Origin of the sequence: Candidatus Ponderosibacter sp. Uisw_141_02 (assembly GCF_048087665.1) — a bacterium.
In the GTDB taxonomy this organism is placed as follows: Bacteria; Pseudomonadota; Alphaproteobacteria; order Puniceispirillales; family Puniceispirillaceae; genus UBA3439.
This window is the reverse complement of record NZ_CP159807.1, coordinates 288,070-305,739: the sequence shown is the minus strand read 5'-3', so window position 1 is coordinate 305,739 and position 17,670 is coordinate 288,070. Positions and strand designations below refer to the sequence as shown.

Genomic DNA, 17,670 nt, shown 5'->3' with positions numbered 1-17,670 from the left:
TTGATGAAAACCGAAAATGGAGCTGATTTCACTCGGCCTTGATCGGGTTGGCAAGAATACCAATGCCTTCAATTTCGATTTCGACAAGATCGCCATCTTTCATCCAAAGGGGCGGCTTGCGCGCATGGCCAACACCTGACGGGGTTCCCATGATAACAAGATCACCCGGCTCAAGCGTGAAGGCCTTGGTGATATAGACAAGGGTTTCAATGACCGGAAAAATCATCATATCCGTTGTGCTTGATTGCACGGTTTGACCATTTAACCGGCATTCGATTTTCAGGCCTGTTGCCGCTCTTGGCAATTCGTCGGGCGTAACCATAATGGGGCCAAACGGGCCGGTCTTGTCAAAATTTTTGCCCATCGTCCATTGAATTGTATGCCGTTGAAATTCACGAACCGACCCGTCATTAAAACAGCTATAGCCAGCAATGGCATCAAGCGCGTTATCTTCGGTCAGATTTTTGCATTCCTTGCCAATGATTACTGCCAATTCGGCTTCATAATCAAGCGTTTCGGAAACAGCCGGAGCAATGATTGGCTGATTGGCCGCTACAAGCGACGTGGCGCTGCGCATAAAGATCGCTGGAAAGGGCTGTTTGTCGAATGGTCCTTCGGCAATATGATCCATGTAATTCAACCCAAGACATAAGATTTTGCCCGGCTTTGCAACTGGCAGCCCGATGGTGATATCCTCGATCTGATGATGGATTGAATCACCAGCCTTGGCCATAAGCGCGGCAATCTGGTCAAGCTGGCCTGTTTTTATCGCCGTTCCAAGATCGCGCGGTGCAGCGGGGTCAAGGCGTGACAAATCAACAACGCCCCGATCAGTGATAACGCCAATATGTGGTCCATCCTCCTGTTCAAATGCAACTATTCGCATTTCATTGCCCCTTATAAAAAATCATTTGTTGAATTGAGATTGTTATCGTCGGCTTATCCAACCCGTCTAGCTGCCAATTTTTATCGGTGCTGTCATGCCCCGCAAACAGGCAATCACGCTTAACGCGGTAATCTTGCCGGTTCCCGGATTGCTTTCAGATTGCACATTCTGAATCTGCAACGTGAATTTTGCACTATCAGCATCGACTTCAATCGAATGTGTGTTGCGGTCAAGATGCGGGTCGGCCCAAACTTCAAGCTCAGTTGCATCAGCGCCAATACCGGCAAGCCCCAAAGCCGCCGCCACATTGACATTGGCTGGAAACGCCTTGGCTCCTTCACGCGCGCTACCTTTAAAAACTTGAATGGCGCCATTCAGCCGATCAAGACTGATATTATTGTCGATGATATGCGGCGCATCTTTTAACGCATTTGGCGGTTTGCGGGTGATCATGCGCACCGAATGGATTTTGCCCTCGGCCGCGGCACGAACCGCATCAAGCCCCAGCAATGCGCCGGTTGCAAGAACAAGCTGGCCACCATTTTCGCGTGCCATATCTTCGATATCTTCATGCGCAAGAATACCCGAACCGCTTACCGTCACCAAAATGCGCCCCCGCGAAAAAGCCGCAATAGCAATATCGCGAAATACCGATTTTGGTGCACAATCCACAATCACATCACAGCAAGCGGCGACCTCGTCAATTGACATTAATTCAACCGGTGATGACAGGTCAGCAATGCTGGCAAGCGCCTTACCCCGTCGGCCTGAAGCAATTGCCACCAGCGACATGCCGTTAACGCCCTCATCAAACGCCTTTGCGACAACATTGCCAATGGTCCCAAGGCCAATAATTCCTACAGATAGCATTTTTTTCCTAAAGCGTTTGACAGAGCATTTAATGTTCAAAAACAACATTAATTCACAAATTCATATTGACTCGGTGCGAGGAACCTTTGCAACCTTAATCAACAAGAACATATCTAAAGCGGCGCCTATTTTTATTGACATGTTGTCGCTTAAACCAAGCAAGAGGGAGTAATCTTACTATGCTGAATTCAAGACTTTCAATTCTCGGAGCCGTGGCTGCCAGTCTCATGATGGCGTCATCCGTCGCACAGGCTGCATCCCATTCTGTTCCAAAGCTTCCTTGTGAAACAGCTCAATTGATCGTGCCATGGAAGCCCGGTGGCGGCACACAGGTTCTGTATGCGCTGGTTGAAAAAACCATTAGCGAAATGGACACACCTTATAATTTGAAGGTGGTAACAGTTCCGGGTCAGGGCGGTAACAAAGGCGCCAAGCAGGCAGCCAAAGCCGCACCCGATGGCTGTACCCTATTTGCCATTCACCAGTCAGCGATCACCAGCTTTTTGAATGGCCGGATCGATTTCCATTATAATGGTTTCGACGCGGTTGCAAATGTAACGATCACACCGGACATCATCGGTGCTGCTGGAGATGCTCCATTCAATTCAATTGAAGAAATGGTTGCATATGCAAAGGCCAACCCTGGTCAAGTAACTGCAGGCGCAACCTTTGGCTCAACATCACATTTCATCTGGCTGTTACTTCAAAAAGCAACCGGCGCAGAATTAAAACTTGTACCATATGATGGAACTGCTGAGCGCATGAACGCACTTCTGTCAGGTGCAATCACATTAGGAGCCGTAAACGTTGCGTCAGGCTTAAAGCATCTGGAGGCAGGCACAATTAAAGCATTGGCAATTGCAAATGATGATCGTGACCCCAAACTGCCAAACACACCCACTCTAAAAGAGCGCGGCATAAATATGAGTTTCGCACTTGAGCGTGGTATTATGGCGCCAAAAGGCACGCCAAAAGAAGTTATCGATATGTGGGCTGGTATTATCAAACAAGCTGTTGATAATCCGAGCTTGCAAAAAGCCATGGCGGCGAAAGGCACCGGACTACGGTATCAGGGGCCTGCGGAATTTACCGCTTATTCCAAAGATCTATACGACGCTTATGAGGCTGTAGCCATCGAAATTGGCATGTATAAAAAATAAAAAAAGCTGCTGAAACTACGAAGTCTGCTTAACAACTGTATATTGGCTGGCAACCGCAAGTTGCCAGCCGCACTTTATTTTCTTTTCTAAATCATGCGGTTCAAACATGTCATTCAATCGGGATAGCTTAGTGGCTCTATGTCTAATATTGGCAAGCGGTGGTCTTATGCTTGCCAGTTTTGAGATACGAGAGCCTGACTATGGTGTTTTATCACCTGCGGCTTGGCCAAGGATAATCATCATAATCATTGGCGGCTTGAGTGTTATTTACCTCATACAGTCGTTCAACACGCTGCAGAAAGACATTTCTCCTGTGCCAAAAAAGACGCTTAAGGGGTTTGTTTTATATTGGCGAAACGTGATTGCTGTCTTTTCGATTTTTGCATTGTACCTGCTGGCGCTTCCCTATTTGGGCATGTTAGTTGGTAACATCTTATTTAGCTTCATCCTGCTGACCGTTCTTGGCGGCTGGAATGCAATTTTAACACATCTGGTAATCGCCTTAGGTGCGTCTGGCGGCATGTGGCTTCTCTTTACACATGTGCTGGAAGTGTTTTTGCCACGCGGATCTTTGACGGGATTTTAAACCTCAAATGGATATTTTTCTCGAAGCACTGCTGAATATCATCGACCCAGTAACTTTGACTTATATGGTCATCGGTGTTGGTGCAGGGTTGATGGCAGGCTCGATTCCAGGCTTTACCATTGCAATGGCGATCGTTTTGACGCTGCCTTTTACTTTTTCAATGCCGCCGGCACAAGGGCTTGCGACAATGATTTCGGTTTTGGTTGGCGGTCTTTCCGGCGGTCTTATGTCGGGCATCTTAACTGGCATACCGGGAACACCATCTTCAGTGGCAACAACCTTTGACGGCTTTCCAATGGCACGTGCTGGTGAGCCTGGCCTCGCCCTTGGCATTGGCGTCTGGTCTTCTTTTTGTGGCGGCATCATATCGGCTATATTGCTGGTGTTATTTGCGCCCCAACTTGCGATGGTCGGGCTGGAATTCCAACCGTGGGATTTTTTCATGCTTGTCATGTTTGCCTTGACCGTGACGGCGTCACTTGCTGGTGAACATCTGGTCAAAGGCCTGATCGCCGGTGCTGCAGGCTTATTTATCCGTACCGTTGGTGAGGATGACGCTGTTGGCGTTGGCCGGTTTGACTTTGGCTCCGATTATCTTTTGACCGGGTTTGACTTTATTGCAGTGCTGATTGGATTGTTTGCTTTTTCCCAGCTTCTGTCTGATTTGCGCGATCCCGTTACCGCCCGGAACGCACTTAGCGACAGGAAACAAGTTAAAGTCAAAATCGAACATCGCCGCGCAATCGGAATTTTGTTCAGAAACTGGACCGTTGTAATCCGTTCAGCATTAATTGGCATGTTTACAGGGATTCTTCCCGGCGCGGGCGGCTCTATTGCCAATATCCTTGCTTATGATCAGGCCAAAAAAGCCGCCAAAGATGACTCCAAATTTGGCAAAGGGGACCCCCGCGGTATCATTGCGCCTGAGGCGTCAAATAACGCTGTTGAAGGTGGCGCCTTGACCCCACTTATGGCACTTGGTATTCCGGGTGATATCACGGCTGCAATCATGCTTGGTGCGTTACTCATGCATGATATTGTGCCGGGGCCAACCTTCATAAAAGACGAGCCGGCACTTGCCTATTCCATATATATAGCTTTTTTCCTCGCGAGCTTCATCATGATTGGAATGCAGTCAGGTGTTCTCAGGGTTTTTGTCCTCGTAACGCGGATCAAGACTTATATTCTGGCAACTGTTATATTAACCTTTGCAACAATTGGCGTATTTGCACTTCATAATTCAATTGAAGATATCTGGACATTATTCTTCTTTGGTATTTTGGGTTTCATAATGCGCCAGTTCGGGTTCCCGCTGGCACCAATGATCCTTGGTGTTGTTCTTGGCAATATCGCCGAGTTGAATTTGGCGCGAGCTTTGGCGATTGATTCCGATCCTATGCTGTTCTTCTTGCGGCCTTGGTCATTATTCTTTGCGATTATTGCGATATTCTCGATGGTCTTTCCGATTTACCAAAAGCATCGGGATACAGGCTCACTGCTCGAACGGTTCTTTTCGCCTCTGGTACTGCTCAGCATATCGTTACCGCTATTCATGATGGGTGGCCTCTTGCGAACCACGCTGGCGTTTGCGGCTATCGCGGTTAGCAGCTTTATAATGTGGCGGCGGTTTGGCAAAACCAAAAAGGGCTAGTCAAAAAAACAGCAGTGACGCCATTGCTGTCACCGCTGTCATTGCTCGGCAGAAATTACCGATTCGGCATTTCAACTCCGTTTAACCCTCGTCAGATACGAACAGATTTCCCGATGCCAATTTGCGTGCAGTTCGCACCAGACCAGCAGAATTCAGATCAAAGCCATTACCGCCTGTATTATAATCAACAACAACATCAATCATGCCTGACGGATGTTCGATCGTCACGGTTGCCGGACTGGTTGTTGGCCGCGTCAACAAACCATCGGCGATACTGCCGGGTGTCATGGCGCATGAGGCAAGGCATTGCGCGCCCGTTACCGCCATTGTCGGATGTGGTTCCCACGGCATAAAATAGCGTGCGGCAATCGTACCCCCTGCCTTTGCCGGTGCAAAAATGGCAAATTTTGGCGTGACCGATTGGGTGACATCGCCCATGCCCATTGCTGCACCCGCTGCCAATCTGACGCGTTCCATCCGCGCCATGAAATTTTTATCAGCCTTTAATTCTTGGACGGTTTCATGGCCGGAAAGGCCAAACGCATCAGCGCGCGCAGTAACGGTTGGCATCGCCACATCCATACAGGTCACTTCAATATCGTCAAATTGATCGCGAAGATTACCAGTTGGCAGCAATTTTCCAGTTGCCGCACCAACAACATCCATGAATTGAAGGTCAATCCGCGCGGCGGTTCCGGGCACGCCATCAATCGCGGTGTCGCCATCATAGCGCACGACCCCACCCGGCGTTTGCACCCTTGCCACGACCAATGCGCCCGTATTAACAAGCTTGATCCGCACTTCGGTAACGGGATCACTGGCTGGCATAAGCCCCATTTCAATCGCCGCTGGGCCAACACCCGATAGAATATTACCGCAGGTTGGTTTGAAATCGACAAGCTGTTCCAACACCGAAACCTGCGCAAAGAAATAATCAATATCAGCCGCATCATCGGCAGATCGTGACAGCATCGCAACCTTGTTGGTCACAGCATTGCCGCCACCAATACCATCAATGTTCAATGGATGACCCGCGCCAACCACCTGAAGCAGAATTTTGGCAATCGCATCACGATCAGATGGCAAATCAGCCGCATTAAAATAAGGGCCGCGCGATGTGCCGCCACGAATAAACAAAAATGGAATTTCACGCCGAGCCATTTAAAAGGTCCTTAACCAAATATATTTGTGGGATACTGACCGCCGATCTTGTCGCAGAACAATGCCAAGCAAGATCACGCCAGCAAAATTATTATGCTGAATGAGAACGCTAATGCAGAATGGCCGCGCTGACAACTGCCGTCATATATACGTCACCATATATACGCCGTCATATATACAAGGTAACATTTCTGTATAGACTGATCGCTGGCGGTTTCATCTCGGTACCGCCACCGATCATCTATCGAAGGGATAAAATGCGATGCGTAATAGCGGTATTGGGTTTATTGGCCTCGGCCAAATGGGGCTTGGCATGGCCAATAATCTGGCAAAAATTGCCGCACCATTTTACGCCTATGACGCGGTACCAGCCGCCACTGAACGGCTGAATGGTGATGATATCATCATTGCCAACACGCTTGGTAATCTGGCGGCAAATTGTCATCTCATATTCCTATGCCTTCCATCTGCCAAAGAGGTGAATGAGGTGATTTTCGGCGCTGGTGGTATTGCTGAATCAGCACAAGGCGATCTTGCCATTATCGACACCTCAACAATTGACCGTCTTGAGGCCATTGCCATCCATGATCAATTGGCAGGCCGCAGCATTGCCTACGCTGATTGCCCAATTTCCGGCCTTCCCTTTCGTGCCACAGATGGCACATTGACCTTGATGTTTGGCGGTAGCAAACTCTTGTTTGATCGCGCTAAGCCCCAACTTGATGCCATGGGCGAATTTATCGTCTATTGCGGCGAAAGCGGCGCTGGCCAAATGATGAAAGCGGTCAATAACATCATCTATGATATCAATATTGTCGCGCTATGCGAGGTATTACCGCTGGCTGTTGCTGGCGGTCTTTCAACCGAGGCCCTGACCCAAGTTGTGACAACCGCAAGCGCCCGCAGCTTTGCGGGCGATCATTTCGTCCCACGCATGTTGGCGCGCCAGTTCGATAATGATTTTCCAATGGAAGACGCCTATAAAGATATTTTAAATGTCCAGCGCATTGCCATTGAAAAACACGCCATGACGCCGCTGGTGAATGCCATGACAAGCAGCTATCAAAACGCCATCGCCGCCGGGTATGGTCGCGAGCCAAAAAGCTCCATTATCAAGATTTATGAAAAGGCGCTTGGCACCGAATTTAGCGATCAATAAACCGGCAGGTTTCAGTTTATGTGGGCAACGCCAGACCGGCGTTCCATGCCCGTTTCAGCTTGTGACTAAAATCAGCATATGACTGGCAAATATTCGTTGTGATAATTTAAGCATAACGGTTGATCCGGTGATTTTTTCATAGTAGATGTAAAAAAATCACATAGCTAGGAACGTCAATGCCAATCTATTCAGAATCTTTCGCCGCTGCCTTTGGCCTGTTGGCCAGCTCAGATCGTGATCTGATGGAAATTCTGGTGCTTTCAATCAATGTGAGTTTGGCGTCATTGGTTTTGTCTTGTGTGATCGGTCTTCCCATTGGCGCGTTTCTGGCGATGCGTCATTTTCCAATGCGCGATTTTCTGGTTGGTGTTTTCAATGCCATGATGGGGTTGCCGCCAGTTGTTGTGGGGTTGTTGGTTTATTTGCATCTATCCAGATCGGGGCCATTTGGCTGGCTTGGGCTGCTCTATACGCCGCAGGCTATGGTGATTGCACAGATGATTTTGATCACCCCGATCATCATCGCGCTATCTTGTCAGGTTCTTGAAGATCTCCACGAAGATTACAAAGATTTTTTCGACAGCCTTGTTGTGCCAAAACGAACTGCGCTTTTGGCCTATATCATTGATGCGCGCTATTCGCTTATGACAGTTATTCTGGCCGGATTTGGCCGCGCCATTTCCGAAGTTGGCGCGGTGATAATCGTTGGCGGTAATATTGATCATCTCACCCGCGTCATGACAACAGCGATTGCGCTTGAAACCTCGAAAGGCGAGCTGGCGCTGGCCTTGGCGCTTGGCTTTATTCTATTGGCGATTTCACTTGCGGTGAATTTTCTGGTGCAATGGTTAAAAGCATCGGCAAGGCGGCGTGCCTATGTCTGATCAAACCGCAATGGCGCAGCGCGGCCTGATGCCAATCACCGTTCAGAATATCACCTTGACGCTGAATGAGCGTATATTGATTGATGATTTGTCTTGTATCATCAAATCGGACGGTATGAGTGTTATTATGGGGCCGAATGGCGCTGGGAAAAGCCTTTTCATGCGCTGTCTTCACGGGCTGGCAAAGCCTGATATGGGGCAAATCCTCTATGCTGATATGCCGCTTGATCCTTTGATCAGGCAACAGCAATCATTGGTCTTTCAAACCCCGACCATCTTGCGCCGGACGGTTTTGGCAAATCTGCTTTTTGTGGCGCGCCAACGCGGCATTGATGATCCGAAAATATCAATGGATTATCTTGCGCAATTACAGCTAGATCATCTTGCCCAGCATCCGGCGCGGCTTTTATCTGGCGGCGAAAAGCAACGGCTTGCCTTGGCGCGGGCGTTGATCATCAATCCAGCCATTCTGTTTCTGGACGAAGCAACCTCAAATCTTGATCCAGCATCAATTGAGACGATTGAGACCAATCTGCAATCGGTTAGCAAACAAGGAATGAAAATTATCCTTGTGACGCATGATATCGGACAGGCCAAGCGGCTTGCCGATGATGTTATATTTCTGCATCACGGCAAATTGGCCGAACATAGCCCCGCCAAATCTTTCTTTCAAAAACCAAAATCAGCCGCCGCCAAAGCCTATCTGGCTGGCAAGCTGGTTTTATAACACCCGATAGACGGCATCTGCCAAAGGAGCCTTTATGAAATTTGCCATTCTGTTTGCTGCTGGCGCTGCCTGCCTTGCCACCGCCGCAATCGCCGATAATGCGATTCTTGTTCAATCAACAACATCGACAAAAAACGCCGGTCTTTATGATTATATTCTGCCAATGGTCAAAGCCGACACTGGAATCACGGTGAATGTGGTTGCGGTTGGAACAGGTGCAGCGATCAAGAATGCGATGAATTGTGATGGCGATGTTCTTTTGGTGCATAGCCGGAAACGCGAAGACCAGTTCGTTGCCGCTGGCTATGCCAAGCAGCGTTATGATGTCATGTATAATGATTTTGTGGTAATTGGGCCGGCGGGTGACCCAGCCGGCATCGCTGGCGGCACGGATGTCACTGCGGCGATGGTGAAAATTGCCAATTCGAAATCAAAATTCGCATCACGCGGGGATGATTCGGGAACGCATAGCAAAGAAAAATCCTTATGGGCAATGGCGAAGATTGATCAGGCAGCAAGTTCGGGTGACTGGTACCGCGAGACCGGTTCGGGCATGGGAGCGACCTTGAATGCCGCTGTTGGCATGGGTGCCTATGCATTGAGTGATCGTGCCTCATGGGGCGCACATGCGAATAAGGCAGATTTCAAAATCATGGTCGAAGGCGATCAACGCCTTTTCAACCCCTATGGTGTCATGCTTGTTAATTCGCAAAAATGCCCAAATGTCAGGTCAAAGGAAGGCCAGATATTTATCGATTGGCTGATTTCGGCAAAAGGCCAAGCCGCCATTGCCAGTTTCAAATTAGATGGCAAACAGCTGTTTTTCCCAAACGCACGATAGATTTTTGATTATGACACAAGAAGAATCTTGCCAATATGATCGCTTGATTCCATCAGACGATGCGCTTTGGCTGCTTCGGCAAATGTAAAAGTTGCATAAGTTTCCGGTGTGATCGTCTGGTCTTTAAATTTTGGCCAGACATGCGTCTCTAAAGATCGGCAAATTGCCGATTTTTCAGCGATCGACCGTGGCCGCAAGCGCGCGCCTGTCACGGTAAGATGTTTGCTATGAATCTGGCCAAAATCGATTTCGGCGGTTTTTCCACCACGAAGATTGATGATCATCAAACGCCCACCATGGGCAAGAAGCTTGACCTCCTTGGGCAAATAATCACCGCCGATAATATCAATGATAACATCAACACCGCGACCATCGGTCAGGTCACGCGCCACCTCCAAAAAATCTTCAGTTTTATAATTGATTGCAGCGTCAGCGCCAAATCGGCGAATTGCTGCACATTTGGTTTCGTTTCGTGCCGTGGCAAAAACTTTGGCACCGAAGGCCTTGGCAATCTTGATCGCAGCAAAGCCAATACCGCTTGTGCCGCCCTGAACCAACACAGTTTCACCAGCTTGAAGCTGGCAACGATCCATCATATTCGTCCAGACCGTGCAGAAAACCTCGGGCAAGCCTGCCGCGTCAATCACCGACACTCCGTCGGGAATGGCCATACATTGGCCCTCTGGCGCAATCGCATATTCAGCATAGCCGCCACCAATCAATAGCGCACAAACCATATCGCCCGGCCGAAAGCGATCACATAATTCGCCAACAGCAACAATTTCGCCTGAAACCTCAAGCCCCATAATATCGGGCGCGCCGGGCGGCACCGGATATTTCCCCTCGCGTTCGCGCAAATCAGCACCATTGACGCCGGCGGCATGCACTTTGATCAATAGGTCACGCCCGGTTGGAACTGGCACAGGAACATTGATGATTTCCAGCGCGTCCGGTCCACCAGGGGTATGAACGCCTACGGTGCGCATTGTTTTTGGGTGCTGTTGCATGGCACATGTCCTTGGATTGATCGGCGGGTTGATTTGCTAAAATCAGATTATGAAAAGAAAAATTTTGCGTGAAAAACAGTAATCACAAGACATTGCCTCTTGCTATTATAATTTTACAAAATTTGGCAGAAATTTGGCAGAAAATATCAAATTATCATTGACAGAAAAGGCTGAACTGACCACTACTTGACGACGATTGTTCTGTCAAAAAATTCAAAAAACCTATTGGAGGAAAAAATGGGATTTAGTAAATCGGTTGTGCTTAGTGCTGCAGCAGCTTTGACGCTTACTTCTGGAGCTGCTCTCGCAGGTAGTCACGGATCTTATCCGTCCAAGCCTGTGAAAATCGTTGTAGGATTTTCTGCTGGTGGTGGTACTGACACAACGTCACGCGGATTTGCATCATACCTACACGAAGCTGAAACTATGGCTGGGCAGCCTGCCTATATCGTAAACGTACCGGGTGCATCTGGCCAAAAAGGCGCAAAACAAGTTCTTGGTGAAAAAGCAGACGGTCACACACTTTATATGATCAACATCGGCACCTTCATCGTTGGTGAATTGGCCAAGGGAAAAGATAAGCCGTATAGTGTGAAAGACGATTGGGTTAACCTCGGCTGCATGTCTCAGCTGGTAACTTCGATGCAGGTACACACCTCAAACCCAGCAAAAAATATGGCTGAGTTTGTTGCGAGCGCAAAAGCTTCAGGTAAAACCGTTACTTGGGGTACATCTGGCGCAACAACTATGCATTCGGGCATTGGTACGACATTCTTTGATACATACGGAATTCCTCATAAGATGGTTCCGTTTAAAGGTGGATCAAAAGCGCGTGCCGCAATTGTTTCTCAATCAGTCGAAGCAGTTTTTGGCGGTAACAACACCATTGCAGGTTTTGAGGATACGATCCGTCCATTGGCAACCGCTGGCGCAGAGCGCGACCCAACCATGCCTGATCTGCCAACTTTTGGAGAGCAAGGGATGGAAGGGGCTGACTTTACAGGTCTGTTCTGCCTTTTTGCTCCAAAGGGAGTTTCTGATGAAGTTAAAGAAAAAGTTGGAGCCGCAATCAAACATGTTGCTGGTATCAAAGGCTTTAAAAGCTTCATGAAGAAGAACAACCTTGGTGCTTTCTATATTGATTCGGCAACGGCTGTTAAGGCTCAGGGTGTGATGTACAAGACGATGACCCCAGTGATGCAAAAGCTCGTCGGAAATCAATAAACTGACTTATTCAAAATCATTCAGGGGCAAGTTTTGAACTTGCCCCTATTTGTTTAATAAATTTTTATTTTTGCAGAAAAAAAATGGTTTGAAATTGAGGAACCAATGGATCAAACACTCTATAAGAAGAAACTCGAATATGGTGTCGCCAGCGTTGTTGGGCTGATCGGTGTCTTTTTTGTTTATCAAGCAACAACAATCCGGGCTTCAAACGAGGCAATCGGCCCACAATCCATGCCAATGGCATTGGCCATTGGGCTTACCCTTGGGGGAGTTTGGCTTGCCCTTCGAGCATTTCGGGGCAAGGTTGGCAACCTTAAGGAGGGCTATGGCTTTCTTGATAGCAATCTGCAACGGATTGCACTCGTTGTCGGATGTGGCGCTTTGTTCGTAGTGACCTTTTGGCTTTTTGGCTATTTTGTTGCAATCATTGTTGGATATGTGTCAACGCTCTATGCTTTTGGCGTCCGCGACAAAGTAAAAACGATCACAGGCGCACTGATTATGGCGATTGTCATGCAGTGGTTGTTCATGGGCATTATGAGACTGAATGACCCAAAGGGTGTGTTGATTGATCTACGCCCCTTCACAAATTTGATAAGCGGGGAATAATTCCTGATGATATTCGACGATATTTTTGGCGGTTTCGTCACTCTTTTCAGTGACCCCTATGCCATTTGGTTTGTTTTTCTGGCCGCCTTTGTTGGCATTGTCTTTGGCGCTTTGCCAGGACTAACAGCGGCTGCTGCCATTGCAATGATGCTGCCAATCCTGATCGCCTATAATGATGAAATTGGTGGTTTGGCTGGCCTTGCCTTTCTTTATGTGATTGGCAAATCGGGGCGATATGGCGGATCCATTGCCGCCATCCTATTCAACACGCCCGGAACCGCGGCATCGGCGGCCACAATGCAAGATGGCTATCCGATGACTCAATCTGGACGTGCCGGAAAGGCCCTTAAGACAGCGACGATTTCATCAGCCTTTGGCGATTATTTCGGCGAAATCGTGCTGATTTTCGGTGCTGTATCCATTGCCACCTTTACCAAGCAGTTTGGCCCACCCGAAAATTTCGCAATCTATCTGATGGCCTTTTTTGTTGTCGGTTCAGTTGTTAGTGACAGCATCATCAAAGGCATCATCTCGACACTGTTTGGCGCAGCAATTGCCCTTATTGGTGAAGATACGATTACCGGCCAGTTTAAAATGACAATGGGAATCGATGAGTTGGAATCAGGCATGGCGCTTGTTCCACTTTTGATCGGCGTGTTTGTTATTTCAGAGGTGATTATTCAGGCCGAAAAAGCGGCGAAGCTGAAAATGGTCGATTTGGACAAAACCAAACTTGATGATCCGACAGCAAATTATTTCACATGGCCCGAATTCAAACGCTGCCTTCCAATCATGTTTCGGTCGTCAATCTATGGATCTTTAATCGGCATGATGCCAGGCTTGGGATCATCGGTTGCCTGTTTTGTCGCCTATGGCGAGGAAAAGCGGAGAGCAAAAAACAAAGATGAATGGGGAACGGGTGTTGTTGAAGGCATTGCCGCACCTGAATCGGCTAATAATGCTGTTTCCGGACCATCCATGATTCCCCTACTAACTTTGGGCATCCCAGGCTCGACAATCGCTGCAGTTCTGATTGGCATGTTCCTCGTTAATGGATTGCAGGTTGGTCCACAAATTTTTGCAACTGAGCCTCCTTTATTTGTCGCTGGCCAAATGATGAGTCCACGTGAATTTATTTTTGGTGTATTTGCTGCCGGTCTTGTTGGCATTGGCGCTTATGCCATCATCGGCTATTTCGCTGCGCCATTGATTGGTAAGGCCATTGCGGTTTTGCCAACACAATATCTATATCCTGTGATTTTCATGATTTCACTTGCAGCCAGCTATTCATCGCGCGCCTCAATCTGGGATGTGGGTTTTGCCATTTTGTTTGGCGTGATCGGCTATGGTATGCGGCGGACGAATTTCTCAGCCGCTGCATTTATCATCGCTTTTGTTCTGACCTCAAGCATGGAAGAAGCCTTCCGGCAATCCATGATCATTTCAGATAGTGGTATCATGGTGTTCTTTAATTTTGAATATCAGAACAAATTCTCGTATGCGCCGATCTTTCTAATCATTGGTGCGATTGTTGTCGGCTTTAGAGCCTATTCGACAATTACGAAAAACAAGAAGGCCTAGGCCTGCCGTTAGCATTCACGGCAACCCAAACAGTTTATAGCCCTTCGATAAAAGAGCCGTTATTGCAATATCGCAATAATGGCTTTTTTGCGTTTCAGCCCTTATTCCAAAGGTACCCCACCATCCTCTCCACCGGTCAATTTGGCGTGATTAGGCAAGTGACAGGCTCCAAGAAATTTGTTTCACTCAATTAGATTTTAATGACGAATTCAAAAGGTAGATAATCATCATGACAACGACAACTGTCGAAGAAATGGCAGCAGCTTTTAAAGAAATGGGAACGCCATTTATCGTTGGCCATCCAGGTGGCGAATCTGTTGAATTGATGGAAGCGGCCAAGGCGCAAGGCATGCGCTTTATTCTGATGAAACAGGAAGTGGCTGGCGCGATGCTGGCGGCAACATGGGGTGAGATTACCGGCAGTCCGGGGGTATGCTTATCAACCCGCGGCCCCGGTGCCACAAATATGGTGAATGGTATTGCCCATGCTTTTTTGGATCGCGCGCCGCTGATTGCAATTACCGACCGCTATTCATCACCTGAACAGGAAGTCGGAATCCGCCAAAGGCTGGATCAGCAGGCGATTATGCAGCCGATTGTGAAATGGTCAACGGCGATTGACGCGAAAGTCATTAAACAGCAATTACGCCGCGCCGTTCGTATCGCCACCGCCTATGCGCCCGGGCCGGTACATTTTGATCTGCCGCAAAGCGAAACAAAAAAACCATCAGGCACATCACAGAACCTGCCCAAATTAATGCCAAATTATTACCACCCCAAGCCCGACCCGCGCGGAATCGAAAATGCAATTGCCATGATCAATGCGGCCGATCGGCCGGTGCTGCTTGTCGGGCTGGGCACGCTATGGGATAATGCCTGTCCAGCGATGGTTACGCTTGCCGAACATCTTGGCGCGCCGGTTTTGACTACATCAAAATGCAAAGGCGCCATGCCCGAAGATCACCTGCTACGCGCGGGCTGTATCATTGGTGGGTTGATCGAGCGTGATCTGGTTTCCAAGGCCGATCTGATCATCACCATCGGTCTTGACGCGGTTGAATTGCAACCCAAAGGATGGCCCTATACGACAAAGGTTCTATCCTTTGCCAATCATCCATCGCTTGACGCGCTGGTCGCGTGTAATGAAGAAGTGATTGGCGCGCTAGACCCGCTTTTAACGGCAATTACGGAAAATTTACCGCAAGGATCTGGCTGGGGGTTTGACGCGGCAAAAACATTCCGTGACCGTGTTCACACAGCCTTGGACACGCCGGCCACCGGCTTGTCACCCCAACGCGTTGTCGAATGTGCGCGTGCGATTATGCCCCGTGACACAATTGCCACCTGTGATGCTGGTGCCAGCCGCCTGTTGGTGGTGCAGAAATGGCAAAGCTATGGACCACGTGAATTTCTAACCTCAAATGGCCTTGGGTCAATGGGATTTGCGATCCCGGGCGCTCTTGCCGCCCGTTTGGCGCATCGGGACAAGCCCATTCTTGCCTTTACCGGCGATGGCGGCCTGTTGATGGCGGTTGCCGATATTCATACAGCGGTTCGCGAAAATCTGCCCATTATCATTCTAGTGTTTGATGATGGCGAGGTTGGGCTGATCAGAACCAAACAAAGCATCAAAGGCATTGACCCTTATGGCGTGCATATTGGCGGCATTGATTGGGAACATCTGGCGCGCGGTTTTGGTGCGAACGGAACCAATGTTGACACTGAAGCCGGATTGATTGCCGCCCTAGAACAGGCATTGAAAAGCAATGAAACCACGGTGATTGGCGTCAAGATTGATGCCAGCGGTTATGTTGATCAATTCAACGCCCTTCGCGAACTATAGGATTTTGGATTGGTGATATTGCGGCTTTAGCCAAGCCAGCGTGGGTCATTTGATCCCATTTTCGGTGTTGGCAAAGCCCAATATGGCCGCGTTTCGGACAGGCTTAATACCGGTGCCAGATGTTTGATCCGGCCAAGATGGCTGTCAGACTCCATGCAAAGCGAGTCAACATCACTCATCCCCAGATTCAAATTTTCTGGCAACGTACCGACTTTGCCCTGATCGTAAATCATCATCCCCGTTTGGCATAATGATACGCGAACATGATAGCTGCCGCCTTCGCGTGCGCGCCGTGCTAGCGCCAACAGCGTTCCATAAGCGCCAAGATAGCCAGTGATATAATCATTTGCCGCCGCGGGAAGTGTTTTCGGCTTGTAGCCCGATGATGATTGAACCCCTTCGGCGGCAATGCCTGTCATGATCTGTGCAATCTGTTCCCACCCGCCGCGATGACTAAACGGCCCATCAGCGCCGTAACAATTGATCGACACATAAACAAGGCCGGGGCGAATCTCTGCTAATGCCTCTGGTCCCAAACCCATTTGATTGATCTTGTCTGGGCGATAGCCTTGGGAAAACACATCAGCAGTTTTGACCAGATCAATAAGCGTCTGTTTTTCCCTTTCATCACGCAAATCCAGATAACAGCTTCGCTTGCCATGGCTTGTATCGGCAACATAAGACCAAACCTGCGGCAAATGTGGTGCCGAGACCATAAGAACATCAGCCCCATGTTCGGCAAGGGTGCGGCCAGTGATCGGTCCAGCAAGGATGCGCGTTAGATCAAGCGCCTTTATCCCTGATAATGGACGATCACCTGCTGGCATTGGTTCGGGTTCGCTATCGCCAATCTTGATAATTTCAACAACTGGTTTTGCCGCCAGAATTTTGCCATGCGGCTCTTGCAACCATTCTTCATTCGTGCGGATCATTCCCCCGCATACCCGCGCCTCATCAATCGCGTTTTCCAGCTCAAGCGCATCCCATTTGGCAACAGCTTTGGCAATCGACTCTGTATTGGCATCGGCTTGCAACAGATCCAACATGCGACGGCGCAGATGATCAAGCCCAAAATGCGGCAATAGCCAACGTCCATCCTTGGTCTGGAAAATACCCGTTAGGCCTCGATTTGCCTCATGGCTTGCATCAGTGACATTTTCAAAAACACCATTGGCATTTTTCGCCTGAAAGTAGTTTTTACTTTTCAGGGCAGCGGTTGCCGTAACAGCATCAATGGCAATTGCTTGCCGCCGACCCGTTTTCAATTCCCACAGATCATTGACCGCAACCCCAATGCCAGCAATCGCCGCCGATGCTGTTGCTGCCAGTCGGAAATGTGTGTTCAAAACAGGGTCTGATCCAGTGATGCTAACTTCATCTTTTTCGGGAAGTGGCAAGTCGCGAATGGCCATTAATTTATCAAATGCAGACATCAAGAACCTCTAAAATACGAATCAAATGGCTATTTACCAGCTTAC

General features: G+C 48.8%; 16 protein-coding genes. 11 read left to right on the top strand and 5 right to left on the bottom strand.

The window, feature by feature from the left end; translation table 11 throughout:
- Positions 1-28 precede the first annotated feature (28 nt).
- Positions 29-886, bottom strand: a complete 858-nt coding sequence (locus ABXT40_RS01580; protein WP_443646091.1) for a fumarylacetoacetate hydrolase family protein — start codon at positions 884-886, stop codon at positions 29-31.
- 66 nt (positions 887-952) lie between these two features.
- Positions 953-1,756, bottom strand: coding sequence for an aspartate dehydrogenase (locus ABXT40_RS01575; protein ID WP_443646090.1), 804 nt, complete (start codon positions 1,754-1,756; stop codon positions 953-955).
- A gap of 179 nt (positions 1,757-1,935) precedes the next feature.
- On the opposite strand from ABXT40_RS01575, the gene ABXT40_RS01570 reads away from it, so the two are divergent.
- The 3 genes from ABXT40_RS01570 (at position 1,936) to ABXT40_RS01560 (ending at position 5,153) form a co-directional block, all read left to right on the top strand.
- Entirely contained in the window at positions 1,936-2,916 is a 981-nt protein-coding gene (locus ABXT40_RS01570) for a Bug family tripartite tricarboxylate transporter substrate binding protein (RefSeq protein WP_443646089.1), read from the top strand.
- A 106-nt stretch (positions 2,917-3,022) separates the two neighbouring features.
- Complete coding sequence (locus tag ABXT40_RS01565) at positions 3,023-3,502, top strand: tripartite tricarboxylate transporter TctB family protein (RefSeq protein ID WP_443646088.1); 480 nt, start codon at positions 3,023-3,025, stop codon at positions 3,500-3,502.
- Positions 3,503-3,509: 7 nt separating this feature from the next.
- Positions 3,510-5,153 (top strand): tripartite tricarboxylate transporter permease, encoded by a 1,644-nt coding sequence (locus ABXT40_RS01560; RefSeq protein WP_443646087.1) that lies wholly within the window; start codon positions 3,510-3,512, stop codon positions 5,151-5,153.
- Positions 5,154-5,234: 81 nt separating this feature from the next.
- Here ABXT40_RS01560 and ABXT40_RS01555 read toward each other — a convergent pair whose 3' ends face one another.
- Complete coding sequence (locus ABXT40_RS01555) at positions 5,235-6,314, bottom strand: 4-oxalomesaconate tautomerase (protein ID WP_443646086.1); 1,080 nt, start codon at positions 6,312-6,314, stop codon at positions 5,235-5,237.
- Positions 6,315-6,576: 262 nt separating this feature from the next.
- Between ABXT40_RS01555 and ABXT40_RS01550 the strand changes: the two genes are divergently transcribed.
- From ABXT40_RS01550 to ABXT40_RS01535, 4 genes are all read left to right on the top strand, one after another.
- Positions 6,577-7,473, top strand: coding sequence for an NAD(P)-dependent oxidoreductase (locus ABXT40_RS01550; protein ID WP_443646085.1), 897 nt, complete (start codon positions 6,577-6,579; stop codon positions 7,471-7,473).
- Positions 7,474-7,649: 176 nt separating this feature from the next.
- Positions 7,650-8,357 carry an ABC transporter permease gene (locus tag ABXT40_RS01545; RefSeq protein WP_443646084.1) on the top strand — a complete coding sequence of 236 codons (708 nt, stop codon included), beginning with the start codon at positions 7,650-7,652 and terminating at the stop codon, positions 8,355-8,357.
- Positions 8,350-9,084 (top strand): ABC transporter ATP-binding protein, encoded by a 735-nt coding sequence (locus ABXT40_RS01540; RefSeq protein WP_443646083.1) that lies wholly within the window; start codon positions 8,350-8,352, stop codon positions 9,082-9,084. Before ABXT40_RS01545 ends, ABXT40_RS01540 begins: the two co-directional genes overlap by 8 nt.
- Positions 9,085-9,118: 34 nt before the next feature.
- A complete protein-coding gene (locus tag ABXT40_RS01535; protein WP_443646082.1) occupies positions 9,119-9,925 on the top strand; it encodes a substrate-binding domain-containing protein in 807 nt (268 codons plus the stop codon).
- Between the two features lie 8 nt (positions 9,926-9,933).
- On the opposite strand, the gene ABXT40_RS01530 is transcribed toward ABXT40_RS01535, so the two are convergent.
- Complete coding sequence (locus tag ABXT40_RS01530; protein ID WP_443646944.1) at positions 9,934-10,911, bottom strand: NAD(P)H-quinone oxidoreductase; 978 nt, start codon at positions 10,909-10,911, stop codon at positions 9,934-9,936.
- 207 nt (positions 10,912-11,118) lie between these two features.
- Here ABXT40_RS01530 and ABXT40_RS01525 point away from each other — a divergent pair, with 207 nt between their 5' ends.
- The 4 genes from ABXT40_RS01525 to ABXT40_RS01510 all read left to right on the top strand — a co-directional run bounded on the left by ABXT40_RS01525 (position 11,119) and on the right by ABXT40_RS01510 (position 16,192).
- The gene (locus ABXT40_RS01525) at positions 11,119-12,156 is read left to right on the top strand and encodes a Bug family tripartite tricarboxylate transporter substrate binding protein (protein WP_443646081.1); all 1,038 of its coding nucleotides are present in this window, start codon (positions 11,119-11,121) and stop codon (positions 12,154-12,156) included.
- Between the two features lie 105 nt (positions 12,157-12,261).
- Positions 12,262-12,768 carry a tripartite tricarboxylate transporter TctB family protein gene (locus ABXT40_RS01520; protein WP_443646080.1) on the top strand — a complete coding sequence of 169 codons (507 nt, stop codon included), beginning with the start codon at positions 12,262-12,264 and terminating at the stop codon, positions 12,766-12,768.
- 6 nt (positions 12,769-12,774) lie between these two features.
- Positions 12,775-14,349 (top strand): tripartite tricarboxylate transporter permease, encoded by a 1,575-nt coding sequence (locus tag ABXT40_RS01515; RefSeq protein WP_443646079.1) that lies wholly within the window; start codon positions 12,775-12,777, stop codon positions 14,347-14,349.
- Between the two features lie 229 nt (positions 14,350-14,578).
- Positions 14,579-16,192, top strand: coding sequence for a thiamine pyrophosphate-binding protein (locus tag ABXT40_RS01510; RefSeq protein ID WP_443646078.1), 1,614 nt, complete (start codon positions 14,579-14,581; stop codon positions 16,190-16,192).
- Between the two features lie 26 nt (positions 16,193-16,218).
- Here ABXT40_RS01510 and ABXT40_RS01505 read toward each other — a convergent pair whose 3' ends face one another.
- Positions 16,219-17,625 (bottom strand): CoA transferase, encoded by a 1,407-nt coding sequence (locus ABXT40_RS01505; protein WP_443646077.1) that lies wholly within the window; start codon positions 17,623-17,625, stop codon positions 16,219-16,221.
- Between the last annotated feature and the right edge of the window lie 45 nt (positions 17,626-17,670).